This is a genomic window from Candidatus Rickettsiella viridis (assembly GCF_003966755.1).
In the GTDB taxonomy this organism is placed as follows: Bacteria; Pseudomonadota; Gammaproteobacteria; order Diplorickettsiales; family Diplorickettsiaceae; genus Rickettsiella_B; species Rickettsiella_B viridis.
Window position 1 is genome coordinate 287,848 of sequence record NZ_AP018005.1, and the last position, 22,724, is coordinate 310,571.

General features: G+C 40.1%; 17 protein-coding genes, 3 tRNA genes and 2 pseudogenes. 17 read left to right on the top strand and 5 right to left on the bottom strand.

Annotation, left to right across the window (positions count from 1 at the left end; genetic code table 11):
• Positions 1-73: 73 nt before the first annotated feature.
• The 10 genes from hemB (at position 74) to DMP02_RS01390 (ending at position 9,543) form a co-directional block, all read left to right on the top strand.
• The gene (gene hemB / locus DMP02_RS01345; protein WP_126323473.1) at positions 74-1,075 is read left to right on the top strand and encodes a porphobilinogen synthase; all 1,002 of its coding nucleotides are present in this window, start codon (positions 74-76) and stop codon (positions 1,073-1,075) included.
• 39 nt (positions 1,076-1,114) lie between these two features.
• A tRNA-Leu gene (locus DMP02_RS01350) sits at positions 1,115-1,199 on the top strand.
• Positions 1,200-1,290: 91 nt separating this feature from the next.
• Complete coding sequence (gene tig / locus DMP02_RS01355; RefSeq protein ID WP_172593953.1) at positions 1,291-2,628, top strand: trigger factor; 1,338 nt, start codon at positions 1,291-1,293, stop codon at positions 2,626-2,628.
• Between the two features lie 85 nt (positions 2,629-2,713).
• Positions 2,714-3,379, top strand: coding sequence for an ATP-dependent Clp endopeptidase proteolytic subunit ClpP (clpP, locus tag DMP02_RS01360; protein ID WP_126322315.1), 666 nt, complete (start codon positions 2,714-2,716; stop codon positions 3,377-3,379).
• A gap of 93 nt (positions 3,380-3,472) precedes the next feature.
• Positions 3,473-4,804: an ATP-dependent Clp protease ATP-binding subunit ClpX gene (gene clpX / locus DMP02_RS01365; protein ID WP_126322316.1), complete on the top strand. Its 1,332-nt coding sequence runs from the start codon at positions 3,473-3,475 to the stop codon at positions 4,802-4,804.
• Positions 4,805-4,969: 165 nt separating this feature from the next.
• Positions 4,970-7,435 carry an endopeptidase La gene (gene lon, locus DMP02_RS01370; protein WP_126322317.1) on the top strand — a complete coding sequence of 822 codons (2,466 nt, stop codon included), beginning with the start codon at positions 4,970-4,972 and terminating at the stop codon, positions 7,433-7,435.
• A 126-nt stretch (positions 7,436-7,561) separates the two neighbouring features.
• Complete coding sequence (locus tag DMP02_RS01375; RefSeq protein ID WP_126322318.1) at positions 7,562-7,852, top strand: HU family DNA-binding protein; 291 nt, start codon at positions 7,562-7,564, stop codon at positions 7,850-7,852.
• Positions 7,853-7,894: 42 nt separating this feature from the next.
• Positions 7,895-7,970 (top strand) — tRNA-Val (locus DMP02_RS01380).
• 9 nt (positions 7,971-7,979) lie between these two features.
• Positions 7,980-8,056 (top strand) — tRNA-Asp (locus DMP02_RS01385).
• A gap of 38 nt (positions 8,057-8,094) precedes the next feature.
• Positions 8,095-9,543 (top strand): SurA N-terminal domain-containing protein, encoded by a 1,449-nt coding sequence (locus DMP02_RS01390; RefSeq protein WP_126322319.1) that lies wholly within the window; start codon positions 8,095-8,097, stop codon positions 9,541-9,543.
• On the opposite strand, the gene DMP02_RS01395 is transcribed toward DMP02_RS01390, so the two are convergent.
• Both DMP02_RS01395 and ispD read right to left on the bottom strand, forming a co-directional pair.
• On the bottom strand, positions 9,538-11,754 hold the full coding sequence (locus tag DMP02_RS01395) for a protein kinase domain-containing protein (RefSeq protein ID WP_172593954.1): 2,217 nt from the start codon (positions 11,752-11,754) through the stop codon (positions 9,538-9,540). The genes DMP02_RS01390 and DMP02_RS01395 overlap by 6 nt on opposite strands.
• A 52-nt stretch (positions 11,755-11,806) precedes the next feature.
• The gene (gene ispD / locus DMP02_RS01400; RefSeq protein WP_126322321.1) at positions 11,807-12,502 is read right to left on the bottom strand and encodes a 2-C-methyl-D-erythritol 4-phosphate cytidylyltransferase; all 696 of its coding nucleotides are present in this window, start codon (positions 12,500-12,502) and stop codon (positions 11,807-11,809) included.
• Between the two features lie 26 nt (positions 12,503-12,528).
• Between ispD and cysQ the strand changes: the two genes are divergently transcribed.
• Positions 12,529-13,335: a 3'(2'),5'-bisphosphate nucleotidase CysQ gene (cysQ, locus tag DMP02_RS01405; RefSeq protein WP_126322322.1), complete on the top strand. Its 807-nt coding sequence runs from the start codon at positions 12,529-12,531 to the stop codon at positions 13,333-13,335.
• Between the two features lie 135 nt (positions 13,336-13,470).
• The gene (locus DMP02_RS01410; protein WP_126322323.1) at positions 13,471-14,484 is read left to right on the top strand and encodes a malate dehydrogenase; all 1,014 of its coding nucleotides are present in this window, start codon (positions 13,471-13,473) and stop codon (positions 14,482-14,484) included.
• Positions 14,485-14,626: 142 nt separating this feature from the next.
• Here DMP02_RS01410 and DMP02_RS07510 read toward each other — a convergent pair.
• Positions 14,627-16,117 (bottom strand): annotated as a pseudogene (locus tag DMP02_RS07510) (DNA translocase FtsK); the annotation flags it as partial.
• A gap of 288 nt (positions 16,118-16,405) precedes the next feature.
• Positions 16,406-16,888, bottom strand: a pseudogene (locus tag DMP02_RS07515) (DNA translocase FtsK 4TM domain-containing protein); the annotation flags it as partial.
• A 191-nt stretch (positions 16,889-17,079) separates the two neighbouring features.
• Between DMP02_RS07515 and trxB the strand changes: the two are divergent.
• From trxB to DMP02_RS01435, 4 genes are all read left to right on the top strand, one after another.
• A complete protein-coding gene (gene trxB / locus DMP02_RS01420) occupies positions 17,080-18,036 on the top strand; it encodes a thioredoxin-disulfide reductase (RefSeq protein WP_126322324.1) in 957 nt (318 codons plus the stop codon).
• 31 nt (positions 18,037-18,067) lie between these two features.
• Complete coding sequence (locus DMP02_RS01425; protein ID WP_126322325.1) at positions 18,068-18,802, top strand: MlaA family lipoprotein; 735 nt, start codon at positions 18,068-18,070, stop codon at positions 18,800-18,802.
• A gap of 45 nt (positions 18,803-18,847) precedes the next feature.
• Complete coding sequence (locus DMP02_RS01430; protein ID WP_126322326.1) at positions 18,848-19,327, top strand: Dps family protein; 480 nt, start codon at positions 18,848-18,850, stop codon at positions 19,325-19,327.
• A 248-nt stretch (positions 19,328-19,575) separates the two neighbouring features.
• Complete coding sequence (locus DMP02_RS01435; RefSeq protein WP_126322327.1) at positions 19,576-19,977, top strand: RNA recognition motif domain-containing protein; 402 nt, start codon at positions 19,576-19,578, stop codon at positions 19,975-19,977.
• A gap of 38 nt (positions 19,978-20,015) precedes the next feature.
• Here DMP02_RS01435 and DMP02_RS01440 read toward each other — a convergent pair whose 3' ends face one another.
• Positions 20,016-20,756, bottom strand: a complete 741-nt coding sequence (locus tag DMP02_RS01440) for a ComF family protein (protein ID WP_126322328.1) — start codon at positions 20,754-20,756, stop codon at positions 20,016-20,018.
• A gap of 132 nt (positions 20,757-20,888) precedes the next feature.
• Between DMP02_RS01440 and glmS the strand changes: the two genes are divergently transcribed.
• Positions 20,889-22,724: a glutamine--fructose-6-phosphate transaminase (isomerizing) gene (gene glmS / locus DMP02_RS01445; RefSeq protein WP_126322329.1), complete on the top strand. Its 1,836-nt coding sequence runs from the start codon at positions 20,889-20,891 to the stop codon at positions 22,722-22,724.

Consider the following 22,724-nt stretch of genomic DNA (forward strand, 5'->3'; position numbering starts at 1 on the left):
CTTGAATATAGAATTTTATCAGGTAAAGTGGCTCTCCAGAGAGAATATAATAATGTGGATAAGATGGGTCATTATGCGTAACTTCCCCTATACGCGCTTACGTCGTCTAAGGCAGAGCGATTTTAGTCGGCGTTTAGTACGCGAAACTCGATTGAGTTGCGATGATTTGATTTGTCCTTTGTTCCTTTTACCCGGTGAAAATAGAAGGCAGGCAATAGACAGCATGCCTGGAATTGAGCGGCTTAGCCTTGATTTGCTGTTGGAAGAGGTCGCTGTTTTACAAAGGTTGAAGATTCCTGCAATTGCCTTATTCCCAGTTATTCCGATCCAAGATAAGACGCTGAATGCGAAACAAGCTTATGACCCCGAGGGCCTCATACCTAAGGCCATTAGGGCGCTAAAGAAAAACTTCCCTGAGATGGGGGTTATTACCGATATTGCCTTGGACCCCTACACTTCTCATGGTCACGACGGTGTGATGAATGAGCAAGGGTATATTTTGAATGATGAGACCATAGCGCTTTTAGTTAAGCAGGCGCTTTGCTATGCAGAAGCGGGCGTTGATGCTGTCGCACCTTCCGATATGATGGATGGTAGAATTGGTAGAGTACGACAGGCCTTAGAGTCAAAAGGCTACACCAATACCCAAATAATTGCCTATTCGGCAAAATACGCTTCACATTTTTATGGTCCTTTTCGTGATGCCGTAGGCTCTGCTGGAAACTTAAAGAACGCTGATAAAATGACCTATCAGATGGATCCGGCGAATGGCGATGAGGCTTTGCATGAAGTAGCCCTTGACCTGGCCGAGGGAGCTGATATTGTCATGGTGAAGCCAGGTATGCCGTATTTGGACGTGGTTTATCGTATTAAACAGCAATTTGCTGTCCCGACCTTTGTTTATCAAGTTAGTGGCGAATATGCGATGCAAAAAGCCGCCATTGCACAAGGTTTTCTTAAGGAATATGAGAGCGTGATGGAGGGCCTTGTAGGGTTCAAACGGGCAGGGGCGGATGCTATTTTGACTTATTTTGCCAAGCAAGTAGCCGGATGGCTTACAAATCCATCAGAGTGATTTTTTTCGTGATAAGATACCTGTATAATTAACGACCTTGCGAATGTGGCGGAATTGGTAGACGCGCTGGATTTAGGTTCCAGTGGGGTAACCCGTGAGAGTTCGAGTCTCTCCTTTCGCACCAGCCTACTGGTGGAATCAATAAGCACAGCTTGATTACAGATTTATCCGTAATCAAGCTGTAAATGTATATAACGATAAGAGTCTTAATTTTTATGAATGACATGCAAGTTTCTGTGGAAAATGTAGGGCGTTTAAACCGACGTTTAAGCGTTATTGTGCCAAGTAATCAACTTGAGCAACATAAAAAAAATCGTCTTGCCGAGTTAGCAAAAAAAACACGTTTGGACGGTTTTCGACCTGGAAAAGTGCCTACGCATGTTGTGGAAAAGCTCTATGGCGACAGCGTGTGGGGCGAAGTTATTCAAGAATCTTTGCGGACAAGCTTATCGGCGGCATTGCAGAAAAATGCTTTAAATCCCGCAGGGCAACCCCATATTGACTCTATAAAGGCAGAGCCTGGAAACGACCTTGAATATACAGCAAGCTTTGAGGTTTACCCTCAGGTTTCAGCCCCTGAATTAAAAAGCGTCAGCTTAGAAAAACTGAAAGTAGATATTAGTGAAGCGGATATTGCAGAAGTTTTAGAAAAAATGCGCCATCAACATGCGGATTGGATTGAAATACAACGCAAGGCACAGCAGGGCGATAAAGTTACTTTTGACCTTATTCTTTCAGATGGTACCGAACCGCGCAAGGATTTAGAGTGGGTGCTTGAAGAAGGCAAAATGCCGGAAGGATTTGCTGGTCTTTTTGGTAGTGCGGCAGGGGACACGTTAAATATTTCATTAGCGGGTGGCGATAAAGAAAAACAAGCAGAAAAAGAAAATTCAGCAACTGTACAGGTTAAAAAAGTTTCTGAACCTAAATTAGCAGAGTTAGATGATGCTTTTGCACAGCGTTTAGGTATTCATGAAGGGGGTATGGAAACGTTGCGTACTCAAATACGCCAGCATATGCAGAATGAACTGGATCGGATTTTGCGTGAAAAATTAAAGACTCAAGTCATTGATAAGCTAATTGAACTTTATGCGATTGAAGAATTACCGCAAGTATTGTTGGACCAAGAATTCCAGCGTTTAGAGGCGGAGTTAAAAGGGCAACAAAAACAGCAAGGGAAAAGCTCAGATGATCCTTTATCAGAAAAAGCTAAGAACGATTTACAGGCTGCGGCTCATCGGCGTGTTACCTTGGGCTTGCTATTTAGTGCAGTGATTGAAACACATCAGTTGCAAGCGGATGAAGCACGCGTTTTACAAGAGGTTGAACGTTTAGCCAGTGCTTTTCAATTTGAACAGTCGATACGGGAACGTTTGTATAAAGATAAAAATATGATGTTGAATATTCGTTCTTCTGTTTTAGAAGAACAAGTCATGGATAAGCTATTAGAAGAAGCAGAATACACTGAGAAAACAGTGAAATATAATGAAATGATGAACCTTTCAACAAAAACACAGGAAGAAAGTACAAAAGCAGGCAGAATAACCACTTAGTTTTAAGCCAATATTTAGCTTGAGGATTTTAAAACGATAGGTTGCGGTTTTGAAAATTTAATTTTTTCTATTTTAGAGAGTAACTATGCATATCACTAATTTTTCTAAGGAAGTATCTAATTCATTGTTAGTTCCGATGGTAGTAGAACAATCGGGTCGTGGTGAGAGAGCGTATGACATTTATTCTCGCTTATTAAAAGATCGCATTATATTTGTTGTAGGTCCTATTGAAGACCATATGGCTAATTTAATTATTGCACAAATGCTTTTTTTAGAGTCTGAAAATCCTGATAAAGATATTTTTCTTTATATCAATTCACCTGGTGGTGTAGTGACTTCGGGTTTGGCGATTTACGATACCATGCAGTTTATTAAGCCGGATGTAAGTACCATGTGTATTGGCCAAGCAGCCAGTGCAGCGGCATTACTTCTCTGTGGCGGGGCGAAAGGTAAACGCCATTGTTTACCCCATGCCCGTATGATGATTCATCAGCCTTTAGGGGGCTATCAGGGTCAGGCAACCGATATTGAAATCCATACGCGAGAAATGCTATTAGTCAGGGAGCGAATCAACCGCATTATGGCTAAACATACAGGGAAAGATACCCAGCAAATTTTACGCGATACTGATCGTGATAACTTTATGGGTGCACAGCAAGCCATTGATTATGGACTGATCGACGCTATGTTGGAAGCAAGAGCGGGAGCGGGTCAGGCTAAAGAAGCCTTAGAGACTTCTTCTATAGAATAATAAAAGGGTGAGTATTTCCATTATGGTATTGGATTTAATATTTTTTTGGGTGTTTGGTTTGAATATGAATAATAGTTTACTGGGGTATAAATTATGACTGGATCAATAAACGATAAAACCTCGGAGCCTTGTTACTGCTCATTTTGTGGCAAGAGCCAAAATGAGGTGTATAAATTAATTACAGGGCCTTCTATTTTTATTTGTAATGAATGTGTAAATCTTTGTAGCGAGATTTTAAAAGAAGAATTCCAAGAGGAAACACCCCGACAAGAAGGGGGAGCTTTGCCTATTCCTAAGCCAGTAGAAATTCATGCCGTGTTTAATGAGTTTGTGATAGGTCAGGAGTTTGCAAAAAAGATATTATCCGTTGCGGCGTATAATCATTACAAACGTTTAGATTTAATTAAAAAAGCTTGCCTTCATCCTTTAAATGTAAAAGATGATACTGAATTAAGCAAAAGTAACGTATTACTGATAGGTCCTACCGGTAGTGGTAAAACTTTGCTTGCTAAGACCTTGGCGCGTTTATTTAACTTACCTTTTGCTATTGCGGATGCAACGACGTTAACCGAAGCAGGTTATGTGGGTAATGATGTTGAAAACATCCTGCAAAAACTACTACAAGCGGCGAATGGAAATGTTGAACGCGCGCAATTGGGAATCGTCTATATCGATGAAATCGATAAAATTAGTCGACGTGCTGAAAGCCCTTCTATTACTCGAGATGTTTCGGGCGAAGGGGTTCAACAAGGGCTGCTGAAATTACTTGAGGGCACGGTTGCTTCTGTTCCTTTACAAGGTGGGCGTAAACATCCCAACCAGGAAACTGTGCAAATCGATACCACCAATATTCTATTTATTTGTGGTGGTACTTTCTCTGGTTTAGAAAAAATTATTCGAGAACGTACCGAGCGAACTGGTATTGGTTTTGCTGCTGATGTACGTAGTAAAGAAGATAAAAGCCGTTCAGCTGCTTTATTTGCTAAGCTTGAATCAGAAGACTTGGTTAAATATGGCATCATCCCTGAGCTAATAGGTCGTTTACCAGTCATTGCGACGCTTGATGAGCTTGATGAAAAGATTCTGATCCAGATTTTAAAAGAACCTAAAAATGCGCTAATTAAGCAGTATCTTAAGTTATTTAAAATGGATAATGCTGAATTGGAATTTCGTGAGGATGCGTTACAAGTCATTGCTCGTAAAGCATTAGAGCGAAAAACAGGCGCGAGAGGGCTACGTTCTATTTTAGAAAATGTATTGCTAGACATTATGTATGAGTTACCTTCTATGCAGAATGTTAGTAAAGTAGTGATTGAAGCTGCTACTATTAATAAAGGTGCTAAACCCTTAGTCATCTACAAAAGAGAAAAAGATAATAATGTAGATAATATAAGTAGTAGGGAAATAGCGGCGGGTAGCGAGTAAATTTTAAAAGCTTAAGGTTTCTGCAAATTCTGGGTGGGGGCTTGTATTTTATAAGAACACCCTTACCTTAGAAGAGGATGGTCGTATTTTAACTTTTAACAATGAACTAAAATCCGTGTCATGTTGTCTGAAAACAACTTACTTGAATTATGGGAATAGCAACTTATGAGCACAGAGACTAAATCCTCAGAAACGCTTCCATTGCTTCCGTTAAGGGATGTTGTTGTTTATTCCCATATGGTCATTCCGCTTTTTGTTGGGCGTAAGCAGTCGATAAAAGCCTTAGAAGCTGCAATGGCCTCTAAATTGGCAGACAAGAAAATTTTGCTGATTGCCCAAAAAAATCCTGCCGAAGATAATCCTAATACCGAAGGCTTTTATGAAGTCGGAACGATAGCGACTATTTTACAGCTGTTAAAGTTGCCGGATGGAACCGTAAAGGTTCTGGTTGAAGGCTTTCAGCGCGGCCATGTCAAAGAATTTATTGATGAAAAGGATTATATCAGCGCAAAAATTGAGGTGGTTGAGATACCGCCTGTTGAACTAAGTCAAGAGATCGAAGTTTTAACACGTACGGTTCTTGCTCAATTTGAGCAATACGTTAAGTTAAATAAAAAAATTCCTTTAGAAATCTTAAGTACTTTATCAAGTATTGATAATCCAGGTCGTTTGACCGATATGATTGCCGCGCATCTCACGCTTAAGATACAAGAGAAGCAAGAAATTCTAGAAATATTCCCATTAAAAGCACGTTTAGAGAAATTACTCGCTTTCCTTGAAAGCGAAATCGATTTATTGCAGATGCAAAAACGAATTCGTGGACGTGTTAAAAAGCAAATGGAGAAAAGTCAGCGTGAATACTATTTGAATGAGCAAGTTAAAGCCATTCAAAAAGAACTGGGTGAATCACAAGGCGTTGGTAATGAATTGGATGACATTGCAAAACGTATAGAGAAGGCAAAAATGCCCAAAGAGGCTAAAGAGAAAGCCTTGGCAGAGTTTAATAAACTCAAATCCATGTCGCCTATGGCAGCCGAGGCAACGGTTAGTCGAAATTATTTAGATTGGGTTTTATCTATTCCTTGGAGTAAACGCAGTAGAGTTCTTTTTGACTTAGATAAAGCACAAAAAATACTGCAAGAAGCGCACTATGGTTTAGATAAGGTCAAAGAGCGTGTTATTGAGTTTTTAGCAGTACATCAGCGTGTTAAGAAATTAAAAGGTCCTATTTTATGCTTAGTTGGTCCGCCTGGTGTGGGTAAAACATCGTTAGGGCAATCGATTGCTAAGGCCATAGGGCGTGAGTTTAACCGTATGTCTTTGGGCGGTGTGCGTGATGAGGCTGAAATTCGCGGACATCGTCGTACGTACATAGGATCCATGCCTGGTCGCATCATGCAAAAGATGGCGAAAGTGGGCGTCAAGAATCCACTCTTTATGTTAGATGAAATTGACAAAATGGCGATGGATTTTCGTGGTGATCCAGCTTCCGCATTACTTGAAGTATTAGACCCGGAACAAAACCATGCCTTTGATGATCATTATTTAGAAGTTAGCTACGATTTATCAGAAGTGTTGTTTATAGCAACGGCTAATACATTAAATATACCGCCGGCGTTATTGGATCGTATGGAAGTGATACGTATTCCAGGTTATACAGAAGATGAAAAGATTAATATTGCTAAACAACATTTGTTGCCTAAACAGCTGAAGCAAAATGGGTTGAAAATCGCGACAAAAAAGAAAGAATTGGTCTTATCAGAAAATGCGCTGAAAGATATTATTCGTTACTACACCCGAGAAGCGGGTGTACGTAGCCTTGAGCGAGAGATCGCAAAAATTTGCCGTAAGGTCGTCACTGAAATAGCGCGTAAACCGAGTTTGAAATCAGTTAAGGTGACGGAGCAGAATCTAGAAAAATATTTGGGTGTCCGGCGTTTTCGTTATGGTTTAGTTGAGGAGCATGATCAAGTAGGCCAAGTCAGTGGTTTAGCTTGGACAGAAGTAGGTGGCGAATTATTGACGATTGAAGCGACGGTTATACCCGGAAAAGGGAAAACTACCTATACAGGTCACTTAGGTGAGGTAATGCAGGAATCAATTCAGGCTGCATTGACCGTTGTACGAAGTCGTGCGGAAGTTTTGGGTATTCCGATTAACTTTTATGAAAAAAACGATATCCATGTTCATGTTCCAGAGGGTGCTACACCTAAAGATGGTCCTAGTGCAGGTATTGGTATGTGTACGGCATTAGTTTCTGCCATTACGAAAAATCCCGTACGTGCTGATGTGGCTATGACAGGGGAAATAACGTTACGTGGTGAAGTATTGCCTATTGGTGGTTTAAAAGAAAAATTACTAGCGGCTCACCGTGGTGGTATCCGAAAAGTTATTATTCCTGAAGAAAACAAGCGCGATCTTAAAGAGATCCCCGCAAATATTCAGGAGGGATTAACCATTTATCCAGTGCGCTGGATAGATCAGGTGCTAGATATTGCCTTACTACATCCAACAAAACCGCTTTCTCGTTCGAAATCTAAACAAAAGCGAAATAAGAAAAATATGTTGCCCGGGAAATTAATGAGCAAAAAAATCCAACAAAAAGATAGTCCTACAACCAATGCTCATTAAATAAGTTGATATTTTCTTGACAGACGATTCTTGCTATTGATATAAACGTTCCACTTAATAATCTAGAGCAAGATGCTGAAAGTAAAGTAAAGGTATGAAGTTTAATTTTTACCGCTGTGAGGGTATATGAACAAATCAGATTTAATTGAAGTTATTGTAGAATCTGCAGGTATTCCAAAAAATATTGCTGGGAAAACATTAGATAAAATTTTACAATCGATTACGCATGCATTAAAAAAAGGCGAAGATGTGGCTTTAATCGGTTTTGGCACTTTTAAAGTAAACGAACGCAAAGCGCGCACAGGTCGTAACCCTAAAACAGGAGAAGTGTTACAGATTCCAGCAAGTAACGTTGCTTCTTTTAAAGTTGGAAAAGGGCTCAAGGATGCAGTGCAAAGTTTAGGACAAAAAGAGTAGTAATCTATTCTAAATCAGTTTAGAATGGCGTCCTTTTTGAGCGGGTGCTTAGCTCAGTTGGTAGAGCATCGCCCTTACAAGGCGAGGGTCGTAGGTTCGATCCCTACAGCACCCACCATCTATTGCAGGAGTGGTAGTTCAGTTGGTTAGAATACCGGCCTGTCACGCCGGGGGTCGCGGGTTCGAGTCCCGTCCACTCCGCCAAGTTTTTTAAAATCTTCTTTTAATACACAACAGGCCATATGCTACAGTCAATTCGTGATCGCACTCATGGTTGGTTAACTTCAGTTGTTATTGGGTTACTCATCATTATGTTTGCATTATGGGGGGTTCACGGTTATTTAGAATTGCAGAATGAAGGTGGCGATAAGGTAGTTGCCAAGGTAGCAGGTCAAAAGCTATCGCAACGCGAGTTTGATGTGGCTTATCAACGGGTTTATCAGCAGGCAAAGGCTCAGTTAGGAACAGAGTCTTTGAATAAGGAATTGGTTAAGCAGTTAAAAAAGCAAACACTTGAACAATGGATGTTGACTCAGGTATTAGCGCATGCCGCTGCTGAAGATCGTTATCGTTTAAGTCCGTCATCCATAGATTCCGTTTTATTACATATGCCACTTTTTCAATCAGCAGGTCGTTTTTCTAGTGCACGCTTTTATGCGGTATTGGATGCGATGGGCTATACAGAACTTGGTTTTTTAAGTGACTTAAAAAAAACATTATTGATTAATCAAGTGCAACAAGGTTTAACAGGTACAGCATTTGTTTTACCAAGCGAAGTTAGCCAGGCAATGGCACTGATTCATCAAAAAAGAGATTTTGCATACATTGTTATCCCTAGTAGTCAATTTTCTGCCGAGCAATTACCTATCTCTGAAGCACAAGCATTGGCTTATTATCAAAAGAATACAAACCATTTTGTTCAGCCTGAACAGGTGAGTATTGATTATATTAAGCTTTCACTTGCAGCCTTAAAAGACGATAAAACATTCGTAGAAAGGCGAGACAAATTAGCTAATTTAAGTTATACCCATCCTGATTCACTACAACAAGCAGCTCAAGCACTTAATTTGCCTATTCAATCCACTCCCCTATTTGGGCAAAAGGGTGGAAACGATGTATTAACAAAAAACCCAAAAATTATTGCAGCGGCATTTAGTCAAGATAGTTTGCAGGGAAACAATAGCCCGGTTATTGATTTAGATGCTGATACAGCCATTGTTTTACGTGTTAAGCAACATAAAGCATCAGCGATTCAAGCCTTTTCTGCAGTGAAAACGCATATCATCGATATGTTAAGGAAACAGCAGGTAATAGAAAAGAATTATACTCTAGGGCAGGGCTTGCTAAAGGAATTAAAAGAAAAAGGTTCGTTCTCTGATTCTGAGAAAAACAAACGGGATTTACATTGGCAGCTGCTTAATCAGGTTGAGCGCAATACAGATAAACCATCAGCTGAGATAGTTAAGGCTGTATTTAATTTGCCTGCTACTAAAAATGAAATAGCCGGTTTTGCTTTGGCAAATGGTGATTATGTGTTGATTAAGTTGCTTGGCGTTCATGAGGGCGATAGTCAACAATATCCTTCTTCCCAGAAGAATATGGCTACTCAAGCGCTAGAGCGTGAATTTGCTCGGCGAGATTACGATTTATACGTGCAAGGTTTAATGCAGAAAGCACATAGCGTGTCATAACCTATTAGACGCAGACGACTCAATGCTTTCTTCTTGTCTTTGTTCTTCAGCTTGAAGAGTGGCGGGCTTAAAAAACTTAGCTGAAGCATTACTGGGTTTCGTTGTTTCAGGATAATGGGATTTGACAACCCAATCATTCATATCCACGAAGTCATAATCACTCGTCGTATCGTCAACCTTTATTGAAATACCATTATTTATTGCCTCTTTTTGTTGTGCGTTCAGTGTACACGGTGTTGGAATAAGGGAGAGACTCATATGTATTATCAAGCTTAAACCTTTTAAAACGCCATAAAATAGATAATTTGTTAGCAACAAACTGTTACGTAAATATTGTAAGACAGCTGAGGTGGGTGCCCATAAAAAGAGTTGATTTTTGATATAATCTGCAGAATTCTTCAATATTTGGATAGGGAGCTCAATCAATAGTTTGAGTGTATTGATCAAAGGGTAGAATAAAAAACCGAGCAGTGTGGTATAGAGCATTTTTTTCCAAGCGGCGTTTTCAATAGGCCAGCCTAAAAAATAGTGTTTAAAGGTGAGCGCTGTAATTTCTTGTTGGTTAAGCCCCGAGAAGAAAGTATCTCGCCAAGCTTGTTGAATAAATGCAAAATAATTTATTTTTAAGGGAATGTCTGAGTTTTTTAGTAATGGAATAGAAAAATTGTTCAAATTGTTTTTTTCAAGGGTCTTAAGCAAAGAGGTGGTATTAACTGGTTTTCCCGCTTGAATCAGCAATACGATATTGGCGATATTAGCAAGCCCGTGGTAACCGCAACTCACGGGATCAAAAAAGGACTGTGTTTCTAAACTGACGTAATTCACATTGGGGATTGCTGAGTTTTCTTTGGAATTAAAAAAACGTTTCGGATCACCGCGTTTGGAATCAAATATGTGAGGGATCGATTTAGTGCCTGGTGCTTTGTAATAGCTAACAATATGCCTTTCTGTTATTCCTTGACCGATGAGAGGAATAACGAGATGGTAATCATCAATATTTTCTAAAATTGAATATGTTTTTAAGGCATTTAAGTAGGTTGAGAGATTGACTGCTTCAATAGGAGAGGCGAAGACGATTATTTTATTTGTTTCATTGATAAAATAACGTAAAGGATTGATTTGCGTTTTTTCAGCATCTAGGTATTGAGGAATATAGCCTGTTTGGCCTTGAAAGTGGCCAGCTAATGCTTTTTCTCCTTGTATGGTATCGAGACGAAAGAGTCCTGGTCTTGGTTCATGAAAGTGAAGCTCACCTATTTTTTGCGTTTCTTGGAAATGTTCATCAAACATTGTTTTCTTATCTAAGTATGTATAGATAGCCGTTAATTCCTTGATGGCATTTTGTAAGAAAAGAGGATTTGAAAAATTAGAGGCGCTCGCATTTTCTATAAGACGAACTAGTGTATTTGGGTATTCCATTACCGTGTTTATTTCACTAAGCGTTCGGTTTATAAGACTGCGGATATCAGAGTTTGGATCCTTCTGATCATGATAAGTTTGTTCATCTATGTTACTTCCATTTTTGTATTTTGAGTATTCAGAGCAGCCGAAATCAATTATATTAATTTTTGGATCAATATTTCCGGGTTCAAAATGTACCATGATGTTGTCTGGCTTAATATCTAGATGAATTATTCCATCGCTATGTAAATTTTTTATCGCTTCTAAGATACGGATTAATAGTAGAAATTTGATTTTTTTCGGTAATTCTTTGATAGTTCCATTTCTTAATAATTCTCCGAGATTTTTTCCAGGTACTTTGTGCATGATAATGTAACGGATTAATTCACTATCTTGAATAGTTGGTTTCATATGTAAGTAAGGAATATGTATTCCAATGAGTGTCTCATCTCTTGTAGGCCAGCCTGGACTATCTAGTATTTTGACAACACGCTGCTTGGTATCTTTTAATATTTCAATATGACCTTGTGTATTGAGTTTTAATGTTGCGGAGATAGGATATACTTGGCCAAAAACGCCATTTCCTAATGAGTCGCGTGTAAACACTTCAAAACGATAGCCTAGTTGTTTTATTTTATTTGGATCTTTTTTAGTAGAATGGCGTTCTCGGCAGAGAATAGTTGAATTCTCTAAGCTAATACACCCCTCATGTTCATCGATGAGGTCAAAGGATAAACCGGACAATGTTTCTCCAGGTTGCATCTGGCTAAAATGTTCTGCAAGAGAAATAGAGTCTGTTATAGTCATCATTTCACTCCTCATAGTATAAGGAGCATTCTGCCTGATTCAGCTTAATGAAAAATTAAGTGTAATAATACTTAAAAAAAACTAAATCATAATTATCTGTAATTTTGATATTATCTGCTCGTCCTTCAATCATTCTCGGATGTTCTCCTAATAACTCAATAGCATTACTTTCATCCGTGATAGTTTGTTGTTTTTCGATGGCAGAGTTTAGTGCTTTAAAAAGCCAATGGTAGCGGAACATTTGTGGTGTTAATGCTTGCCATATTTTTTGTCGATCCAGTGTTTCAAGACAATGTTTGTTCTCAATACGTTTAATAGTATTTTTTGAGGGGGATCCTAACAGACCACCGAGTGGATCATCGCCTATTTCCGTAATAAGCTTATCGATGTCGCTGGGATGCAGAAAGGGGCGGGCTGCATCATGGACAAGTACCCAATCATTTTCCTTAATAAAAGGTTTTAACGCAATTAAGCCATTAAAAACAGAATTAACACGTTCTTTGCCGCCGGTTGTTGTTATTAGTTTAGGATGAGTCAGCTTTATAGAGGGCCAGTTTTTATCATGTTCATTTTCATTGATAACAACCATGCATTTTTCGAATGTTGGATAGTTAAGCAAGGTGTTTAAGGTATATTCAAGAATACACTTACCATTTATTGTTAAATATTGTTTGGGGATATCGTTTTTCATGCGAGTACCGACGCCTGCGGCCGGAACAATGACGAAATAATCGGCCGATGATTGTTTCATAGGAATACCAAATATATACTGATTATATGAACTCTTTACTTTCTAATATTGTTTCTCTCGCTAAACAAGCGGGGAAGCAGATACTTAGCATTTATCATAGTGATTTTACAGTAGAATATAAAGCAGATAAGTCGCCCGTAACAGCGGCTGATATGGCTGCCCATCAAACTATTTACCAAGGGTTAAAACAGATAACCCCCGAAATACCTATTCTTTCAGAGGAATTAACCACAACTGATTTTGCAGAGCGTCGGCACTGGCAGCGATACTGGTTAATTGACCCTCTGGATGGCACTAAAGAATTCCTAGAAAAAAACGGCGAATTTACGATAAATATTGCTTTAATTGAGAATCATGTGCCTACGCTCGGCGTCATTTATGCGCCTGCATTTGATTTTTGCTATTTTGCCGGAGCGGATCAAGGTGCATTTAAACAAATGGCCGAACAAGAGGCCGCATTACTGCAAACTTCATCCTGGAAAAAAGATTCATCCATCATTATTGCGATAAGCCGTCGCCATGGAACAGACTCACTACAGCATTTTTTGGCCCAATTCCCCGCTTTAAATTTGCTGCGTTGTGGGAGCGCTTTAAAATTTTGTTGGTTAGCGGAAGGGTTTGCCGATGTTTATCCGCGTTTTAGTCCTACCAGTGAATGGGATACGGCGGCGGGTCAGTGTATCCTCAAGGAAGCGGGTGGTACCCTTATTGATTCCCAAGGCCAGATATTACGTTATAATACCAAGCCTTCTTTGCGTAATACCGCATTTTTAGCGGTGGGTGATAAGTCGCATGCTTGGGCCAATTATTTCGTTTATACTCTTCGCACTTGAATTTTTGGCTGCGTTGCTGCTCAATTCGCAATCCTCATGTATGTTATATACACTCCGGTTGCTCATTTTCGCGGCGCCTTGCCAAAAACCCCATTGCTTTGAGTATCAAACAACACGACTAAGTTAGGAGCTTGTATGCTAAAAAAATCCATCACGGTCGCAGTGACCGGTGCGGCAGGACAAATTGGTTATGCTTTATTGTTTCGTATTGCTTCAGGGCAGATGTTTGGGCCCGATCAGCCTGTTAAGCTCCATTTATTAGAATTAGAGAAAAGCCTTCCGGCATTGCATGGTATTGCAATGGAATTAGATGATTGCGCTTTTCCATTATTAGAAAAAATTGTTTGTACGCGTCAAATGCATGAAGCGATGCAAGGTGCGAATTGGGCTATTTTGGTCGGATCTATGCCGCGTAGAGACGGTATGGAGCGTGCAGACTTACTGAAAATAAATGGAGGCATTTTTGCACCGCAAGGTAAGGCTATTAATGATTATGCCGCCGATGATGTTAGAACATTCGTAGTGGGTAATCCTTGTAATACGAACTGTTTGATCGCCATGCACCATGCGCCGGATGTGCCTAGAGATCGTTTTTTTGCGATGACGTTGTTAGATGAAAATCGTGCACGATCGCAGCTTGCTAAAAAGGCAGGTGTATCTGTGCAAGAAGTCAGTCAGTTAGCTATTTGGGGTAATCATTCTTCAACACAATACCCTGATTTTTATAATGCGAAAATTAGTGGTAAGCCTGTTATTGAAACTATTTCAGACGAAAACTGGCTACGAAATGATTTTATTTCTTTAGTGCAAAAGCGCGGTGCAGCAGTTATAAAAGCACGTGGTGCATCCTCTGCGGCATCAGCGGCGAATGCAGTGGTCGGAAGTGTTTATCATTTGACACACGAAACGAAACAGGATGATTATTTCTCAATCGCTTTTTGTTCTAAAGGCGAATACGGCATTGATGAGGATTTGATATTTTCTTTTCCTAGCCAGGTGGATGCTAAAGGCCGATTAACAATAGTGGAAAATATTCAACATAATGCGTTTGGAAAAGAAAAGCTACTGTTAACATTAAATGAATTACGTGCCGAAAGAGATGAGATAAAGAAATTAGGATTGATTGAATCTAAGTTGGGTGTTAGTTAAGGGATCGCAAATCGTCATTGCGAGCGCCGTAGGCGCGCGGCAATCTAGAGTATTAGTAAGCTGAATGCTGGATGGCCAGGCTCATTACATTCGCTCGCCATGACGGTGGTTTTTTGTTTTTACTAGAAAGTTTTCTAAGTTTTTATTCATTAAGCCTATCGGGTACTAAAATTTCCCGGTTGCCATTATTCTCCATAGCGCTAACAAGTCCTGCTCTTTCCATATCTTCCATTAAACGAGCGGCGCGGTTATAACCAATTTTCAGTCGTCGTTGTACACTAGAAATAGAAGCGCGTCGTGTTTCTAATACAATTTGTACCGCTTGATCATATAAGGCATCTTTTTCTCCCCCATTACTATCTGCAAACTCTGCATAAGGATCAGATGCTTCAAGCGTTGCTTGCGTTAGATCTAGCATATATTCGGGTGTGCCAGATTGTTTCAGCGCTTTTACCACATCATGGACCTCTTGGTCAGCGACAAAAGCACCATGCACACGAATCGGTACGCCAGTACCTGGCGCTAAATACAACATATCCCCGTGGCCGAGTAATTGATCAGCACCTTGTTGATCGAGAATAGTGCGTGAATCAATTTTTGAAGAAACTTGAAATGCAATACGAGTGGGAATATTTGCTTTGATTAATCCCGTAATGACATCAACCGAAGGTCTTTGTGTGGCTAAGATTAAATGAATACCCGCAGCTCGTGCTTTTTGTGCAATTCTAGCAATTAATTCTTCCACTTTCTTACCTACAACCATCATCATATCGGCAAATTCGTCAATTAAGACAATAATATAAGGAAGTTGCATTAAAGGCTCAGCTTGTCCGCCTTGTTCAGGCGTCCAAAATGGATCGTGGATAGGGCTGCCTTTAACCTGTGCCTCTTGTATCTTTTGGTTATAACCCGCTAAGTTTCGTACACCAAGATTTGCCATTAATTTATACCGACGTTCCATTTCAGCCACACCCCAACGTAAAGCATTAGCAGCTTCTTTCATATCGGTAACAACAGGTGCTAAAAGATGGGGAATGCCTTCATAGATAGCAAGCTCCAACATTTTAGGATCTATCATGATCAATCGGACTTCTTGTGGCGTTGCTTTATATAAAATACTTAATAACATCGCATTTAGACCGACAGATTTTCCAGAGCCCGTCGTACCGGCTACTAATAAATGCGGCATTTTTCCTAGGTCAACAATAACGGGGTGACCCGCAATATCTTTTCCTAGTGCAAGAGAAAGGGGAGAACGGGCTTGTTGGTAGGAATTAGAGGTTAATATTTCACTTAAACGAACGATTTCTCTATGTTTATTAGGAACTTCTAAACCTACCACGGATTTTCCAGGAATAACTTCCACGATTCTAACGCTGACAACAGATAAGGAACGTGCAAGATCTTTGGCAAGACCTGTAATACGACTTACTTTAACACCTGCCGCAAGTTCCATCTCAAAACGTGTGACAACAGGCCCTGGATGTACAGCAACCACATGTACTTGTATGCCGAAATCTTTTAAGCGCAGCTCAACGTCACGTGACAGCCGCTCTAACTCCGCACGTGAGTAACCTTCTTTATTAGAAGCTTCTGCTGGATCCAATAAGCTTAATGAAGGAAGCGCAGCGCTTGTGCTTACCTTTTTACTCGGGGTGATCGTGGCAGGTGGGGAATAAGGCTTAATAGGGATAGAGGGTGAATAGGGAGTAGGATCAGTATCTTGGAAAGGTGAGACTGTTATTGAATTTGCATGTGGTGTTAATGGTTTACTATTAATATTCAGTTTCGGCTTACGAATGCTATCAATAGGCGTTTTTTCTTTTCTGGCTAAACTCTTTTTTAGGTGGTTGCAAAGTCGTTTTATTGTTTCATAGCCTTGTGACAATAACGCGCTGACTTGCTGGCTTATTTTATGCAAGCTATTTAGCCAGGAAAAGCCAGTAGCGAGGGTTGTGCTGGCTAATAATAAGGCCAATAAGAATACCGTACTGCCAACCACATTGAATTGGGCAATAAAATTTTTCGTGACAATTGCACCTAAGAGACCTCCGGGCGTATAACCATGAACGGCATGTGTACTATGAAGACTAGCGAGTCCACAAGCGGCGATAAAAACAACAATAAATCCAAATAACCGTAATGCTAAAAATGCATAGCTTATATCGGTATTAAATTGTCCTTTAAAGCCTTGCCATCCGCTATAAAGTAGCAATACAGGAAATAGGTAAGCTAATGAACCGACGCCAGTAAAAAATAAATGGGCCAATGTGTCACCTAAATGGCCTGCAATATTCATGGATGCCTTACTATGAATACCAGGATGATAAGTCCATAAAGCCAACACTAAGAAAAGCGCCAGGGCGACACTGGCAATTAATAGCCCTTCACGCAAGCGCTGCATGAGACTGAGATGCGAAGCTTCTTCAGATTTGGTTCGTCGTTTCAAGGGTGCTCCTTAATAATACATGCCTCCAGCAAGTGCACAAGAGGTGATGGATACTATTTATAGTATGGAATTGTTATACTTCGCTTGGATATTTTGATTATAACAATATTTTTATTATCTTGGGTTTTGCCCTAAAGTGAATAGGTATGAATAAAGCTCAAAAACATCGTTTAATTATTTTAGGTTCGGGGCCTGCGGGCTATACAGCTGCTATTTATGCGGCGCGTGCTAATTTAAATCCTCTTGTTATTACAGGCATGCAACAAGGCGGTCAATTAATGACCACCACAGATGTTGATAATTGGCCGGGCGATGTAGAAGGCTTGCAAGGGCCTGCACTTATGGAGCGTATGTTAAAGCATGCTGAGCGATTTAAAAGCCAAATGGTATTTGATCAAATTAATACGGTTGATCTCTCCAAAAAGCCTTTTATTTTAAAAGGGGATCAAGCTACTTATCATTGTGATGCTTTGATCATTGCTACGGGTGCTTCAGCTAGATATTTAGGTTTAGATTCAGAAACAGAATTTACGGGCAAAGGTGTTTCAGCGTGTGCTACCTGTGACGGTTTTTTTTATAAAGGTCAAAAAGTAGCAGTTGTTGGTGGCGGTAATACAGCAGTTGAAGAAGCACTCTATATGGCAAATATTGCAGAACATGTGATGCTTATCCATAGGAGAGATTCGTTTCGCTCTGAAAAGATTTTAATTGATAAATTGATGGCTAAAGTAAAAGCGGGAAAGATCACATTAGTTTTAGATAGCGTTGTAGAAGCTATTGTAGGTGATGAACAAGGTGTTAATGGTGTCAAGATAAAAAATGTCAAAACACAAGCGTTAAGCCAATTAGCCGTACATGGTGTTTTTATTGCGATTGGGCATACACCCAATACGGCTTTATTCCAGGATCAATTAAAAATGGAAAAGGGTTATATCCTCGTTAAAGGAGGTAGCCAAGGTGCTGCCACGGCAACAAACATACACGGTGTTTTTGCTGCAGGTGATGTGGCGGATTCTGTTTACCGCCAAGCGGTGACTTCTGCAGGTACGGGCTGTATGGCCGCATTAGATGCAGAAAAATATTTAGACGAGTGCGCTAATTAAAATTATAAATAGGCAAGAGGCGAGTGCATATATGCTTAAACGGTTAGGATTTTGCTTACTATTATTAGTCGCTTTGCCGGCGTTTGCAGAAGATGCAAGTAATGATCCGTATGAAAACTACAATCGCCATGCTTTTAAACTGAATCAGACTTTAGACACTATTTTTTTAAAGCCAGTTGCTACGGTATATAAAACTGTTTTGCCATGGCCGGTAACAAAAGGCATTAGTAATTTTTTTAATAATTTAGGGCAAGTGCCTGCTATTATTAATGACTTATTACAAGCTGATTTTTATACTGCAACGCAAGATACATGGCGGTTATTGATTAATACAACGGTAGGCATAGGTGGATTTGTTGATGTAGCAAGCCACATTAACTTGCCTGCGCACTCCCAGGATTTTGGTTTGACCCTAGCAAAATGGGGTTATCGATCATCTGCTTATTTTGTGGTACCGATTTTAGGCCCGAGTACTGTGCGTGATGCGATTTCATGGCCAGTAAATTACGGTGTTTTTTCCGTCTATCCTTATATCAATGATATATCATGGCGTAATGGGTTAGCAGCCGGAGGCTTTGTTAATACGAGAGCACAACTGTTAGATTTTGACCAAACCATTAAGCAAGTATCCTTTGACCCCTATGTTTTCCAACGTAATGCGTATTTACAGCGAAGAAATTATTTAATTAAGCAGAATAGTCATTTAGTGAATACTTCTGACGATAAGGATGACGATGACGATGATGATGACGCTGATATTGAATAGACTTCTTTTAAGAATTTAGTTTTTTAATTGTTAGGAGGTTCTAATATGAAAGAAACGCTCAATATCGGACTTACTGAGACAAAAAGGAAAAAAACGGCTGATGGGCTAATCAAGTTACTGGCTAATAATTATGTGTTGTATTTAAAAACACATAACTTTCATTGGAATGTAGTAGGCTCTATGTTTCAACCATTGCATAGCTTGTTTGAAGCACAATACATAGACCTTTGGAATGCCGCTGATAAAATCGCTGAACGTATACGTGCACTGGGGTTTTTTGTGCCAGCCAGTTATGAGGATTTTGCCAAGTTGAGTAAGATTAAAGAAGCGGTTGGGACAAAATCCGTAAAAGCCAAGTCAATGATTAGTCAGCTGGTGGGCGACCAAGAAATTATTATTCGTCTCGCACGAGAGTTATTGCCTCAGATAGAAGAAACTGAAGACCAAGTGACGGTCGATTTGCTTTCTGAGCGTATGGAAGTCCATGAGAAGAATGCTTGGATGTTACGTAGCTTTTTGGAGTAGCGAATCACCTAAGCGGGACTTTCGTCTAAATGAGGTTTTTAGCCCCCGGGCTGCTGCTAGGAGGGGTGAAAAAAGCCTTTTTACTTCAGAGGGAGTCGTTCAAAGTTTTATCATCGTGCTATATACCCTAGCGGGCGCTATTGTGTTAGGATGAGGACGTTTAGTTTATCTTTGCCACAGGCTAGTTAGAAACGTGTGAGCGATGCTAGCTTAGAGGTGGCCTTTTTATAGCCTTTTGGAGGTTTTGTGTGAATAAAAGATTGTATGTAGGTGGTTTAAGCTATGGCGTCGATGACGATAGCTTAAGGGAGCTTTTTCAGCCACACGGTGATGTAAAGTTTGTTAAGGTCATTCGGGACTTCCATAGCGGACGTAGTAAAGGCTTTGGTTTTGTTGAGATGAATACGCCGGAAGAGGCAAAAAGTGCCATTGATGCTTTAAATGGTAGCACGCACGAAGGGCGTTCGATTACTGTTTCAGAAGCAAACCCACCTGATTCCAGTGGTGGCGGCAACCGTGGCGGCGCGCGCGCAGGCGGCGGCGGTTCTGGTGGCGGCTATCAACAACGACGTCGTTCAGGCGGCGGCATGGGTGGTTCAGGCGGCGGCAATGGCGGCGGTCATCGTCACCGGGAGCGCGAAGAGTATTAAAAAAGTATTCGTACTTTAATCTCAGAGCTAGAGTAGGTTTAAAAGTTGTCTAAATAAGTGCGTGCACAACACCATACATCTATTCTTTTTACACCTGCATCATATAAAATGCGACTTAGCTCGGTGAGTGTGTGACCTGTGGTCATCACATCATCGAGCAACGCAATATGTTGGTTTAATAGATTTTTTTGTGTTTGTAGTGCAAATGCATTTTTTACGTTAGTACGGCGTTGGTTAGCAGGTAATTCACTTTGTGGCAGCGTATTACGTATGCGCAGGCAGCTTTTATAATCGATAGAAATATTTAATGTTTTATTGATGTATCTCGCAATTTCCATAACTTGATTAAACCCCCTTTGACGAAGACGTTTTTTGTGTAAGGGAACAGGAATAATTAAGTGTGGAAAATGCTCTTTTTGATAGCTTAAACGGATCTGTTTAGCTAATAAATTTCCTAAAATTGTTGCATAGAGTAAGCGTTGTTGGAATTTCAATCCAGTGATGAGGCTTCTTATTGCCCCCCTATAGGAGAAGGGAATGCAGGTTTTATAAAAAGGGAAGGGCTTCTTTAAACAGGTACCACAAATAGTGTTTGTTGCAATATTCAAAGGAGCGGCACAGTGAATACAAACATGGCCAAGCCAAGGTAAGTCTTTTTCACAATCAAGACATAAATCAATTGCTCGTTTTGCTTCTTCACTGCATAAAATGCAAGTAAAGGGAAGAATACTATAGATTAGTTCTTTTTTTGCTATCCTTATCCAAGTATTGATATCCATCTTTAGAGTTTAACTGAAGTCTAATTGCTTAAAAACTAGCTTGAAATCTAAGATTAACTCATAATATTGATAAGTGTCGCATTTAAGCAATGTCTAAAGAGCAACACTCAATTTTAATATAAGAGGTTTACTATGTGTGGGATCGTAGCAGCTACAGCGCAACGTAATGTTGTACCTATCCTTCTAGAAGGTTTAAAACGGCTTGAATATCGAGGCTATGATTCAGCCGGTATTGCGCTGCTTGATTCCCATCATCAACTACAGCGCCGCCGAACCGTAGGTAAAGTAGAGAGCTTAGAAAAAGCAATAACACCCGAAGCATTATCAGGAAAAATCGGTATTGCACATACACGTTGGGCTACCCATGGTAAGCCTAGTGAAGCGAATGCACACCCTCATATGTCAGGCTCCGATATCGCATTGGTCCATAATGGCATTATTGAAAATTACTTATCATTACGCCACGATTTGAAAAAAGCGGGCTATCAGTTTGAATCAGAAACAGATACTGAGATTATTGCGCATTTATTGGATCACCATCTTAAAAAAACCAAGGATTTTTTATCCGCTGTTTTGCAAACGATACAGCGATTAGAAGGTGCTTTTGCGCTGGTTTTTCTCTATAGCCAAGAACCCGATAGTTTGATTGCGGTGCGTAAAGGGAGTCCTTTAGTCGTTGGTTTAAGCAAGGATGAAAATTTTATTGCCTCTGATCACTTAGCCTTACTACCTGTTACCCAGCAATTTGTTTATCTACAGGAAGGGGATATCGCACAGATTTCTTCTGGTAAGGTGGTATTTTTTGACAGCAAAGGTCAGATGGTGCAGCGTTCGCCTTATCGCTCAACCTTACAGCATGATGTGATAGATAAAGGTAAATATCGCCATTTCATGGAAAAGGAGATTTTTGAACAGCCTGAAGCAGCCAGTGCGGCGTTAGAAGGGCGCATTTCTCAAACTCAGGTTTTAGATGGAATTTGTGGTTTTCAGGCAGTTGATAAGCTTACTAGTATTCGTCGAGTACAAATAGTGGCTTGTGGTACCAGTTATCATGCAGGGTTGATAGCAAGGTATTGGCTAGAAAGTTGGGTAGGACTTCCCTGCCAAGTTGAGATTGCAAGTGAGTTTCGTTATCACCCGACCTTAGTTGAACCAGATACTTTATTTATTACCTTGTCACAATCGGGAGAAACGGCAGATACCTTGGAAGCATTGCGACAAGCAAAAACTAAAAACTATGCCGCTACATTAACGATTTGTAATGCACCTGAAAGTGCCATGGTACGTGAGTCTGATTTTGTACTATTGACACGAGCAGGGCCCGAAATTGGTGTTGCTTCTACGAAAGCTTTTACGACACAACTGACGGTTTTGCTTTTGCTAACAGCACTTTTGGGGCGGCATCATGGTTGGGATAAAAAGCGAGAACAAGAGTGGGTTTCACAATTGCGTACATTACCGAAGCTTTTAGAAGAGACTTTGCTCTTAGACAAGCCAATTAAACAACTTGCTAAGTTATTTAGAGATAAATCAAACGCCTTATTTATTGCTCGAGGTATTCATTTTCCAGTGGCTTTAGAGGGGGCGCTTAAGCTAAAAGAAATTTCTTATATCCATGCAGAGGCTTATCCTGCAGGTGAGTTGAAACATGGACCACTTGCTTTAGTGGACAATGATATGCCGGTGATCGCATTGCTACCATCCAATGCTTTAATTGATAAATTGAGATCGACTATTCAAGAAGTGCGTGCGAGGGGTGGACAAGTTATTTTATTTGCACAAGATCCTTTAGAAAGTGAAAAAGCGCAGGGCTGTCAGACGATTGTATTACCAAAAACATCGGATGACATCATTAGTCCGTTAATTTTTACTATCCCATTACAGCTATTAGCTTATCATGTGGCTGTTCTAAAAGGGACAGACGTCGATCAACCGCGCAATCTTGCAAAATCAGTTACTGTGGAATAG

Coding starts and splice junctions, on each gene's coding strand:
- trxB (WP_126322324.1), top strand. CDS start 17,080: ATGAATAAAGCTCAAAAACATCGTTTAATTATTTTAGGTTCGGGGCCT.
- clpP (WP_126322315.1), top strand. CDS start 2,714: ATGCATATCACTAATTTTTCTAAGGAAGTATCTAATTCATTGTTAGTT.
- tig (WP_172593953.1), top strand. CDS start 1,291: ATGAATGACATGCAAGTTTCTGTGGAAAATGTAGGGCGTTTAAACCGA.
- DMP02_RS01390 (WP_126322319.1), top strand. CDS start 8,095: ATGCTACAGTCAATTCGTGATCGCACTCATGGTTGGTTAACTTCAGTT.
- DMP02_RS01375 (WP_126322318.1), top strand. CDS start 7,562: ATGAACAAATCAGATTTAATTGAAGTTATTGTAGAATCTGCAGGTATT.
- DMP02_RS01410 (WP_126322323.1), top strand. CDS start 13,471: ATGCTAAAAAAATCCATCACGGTCGCAGTGACCGGTGCGGCAGGACAA.
- DMP02_RS01395 (WP_172593954.1), bottom strand. CDS start 11,754: ATGATGACTATAACAGACTCTATTTCTCTTGCAGAACATTTTAGCCAG.
- DMP02_RS01440 (WP_126322328.1), bottom strand. CDS start 20,756: ATGGATATCAATACTTGGATAAGGATAGCAAAAAAAGAACTAATCTAT.
- hemB (WP_126323473.1), top strand. CDS start 74: ATGCGTAACTTCCCCTATACGCGCTTACGTCGTCTAAGGCAGAGCGAT.
- DMP02_RS01430 (WP_126322326.1), top strand. CDS start 18,848: ATGAAAGAAACGCTCAATATCGGACTTACTGAGACAAAAAGGAAAAAA.
- ispD (WP_126322321.1), bottom strand. CDS start 12,502: ATGAAACAATCATCGGCCGATTATTTCGTCATTGTTCCGGCCGCAGGC.
- glmS (WP_126322329.1), top strand. CDS start 20,889: ATGTGTGGGATCGTAGCAGCTACAGCGCAACGTAATGTTGTACCTATC.
- cysQ (WP_126322322.1), top strand. CDS start 12,529: ATGAACTCTTTACTTTCTAATATTGTTTCTCTCGCTAAACAAGCGGGG.
- clpX (WP_126322316.1), top strand. CDS start 3,473: ATGACTGGATCAATAAACGATAAAACCTCGGAGCCTTGTTACTGCTCA.
- lon (WP_126322317.1), top strand. CDS start 4,970: ATGAGCACAGAGACTAAATCCTCAGAAACGCTTCCATTGCTTCCGTTA.
- DMP02_RS01425 (WP_126322325.1), top strand. CDS start 18,068: ATGCTTAAACGGTTAGGATTTTGCTTACTATTATTAGTCGCTTTGCCG.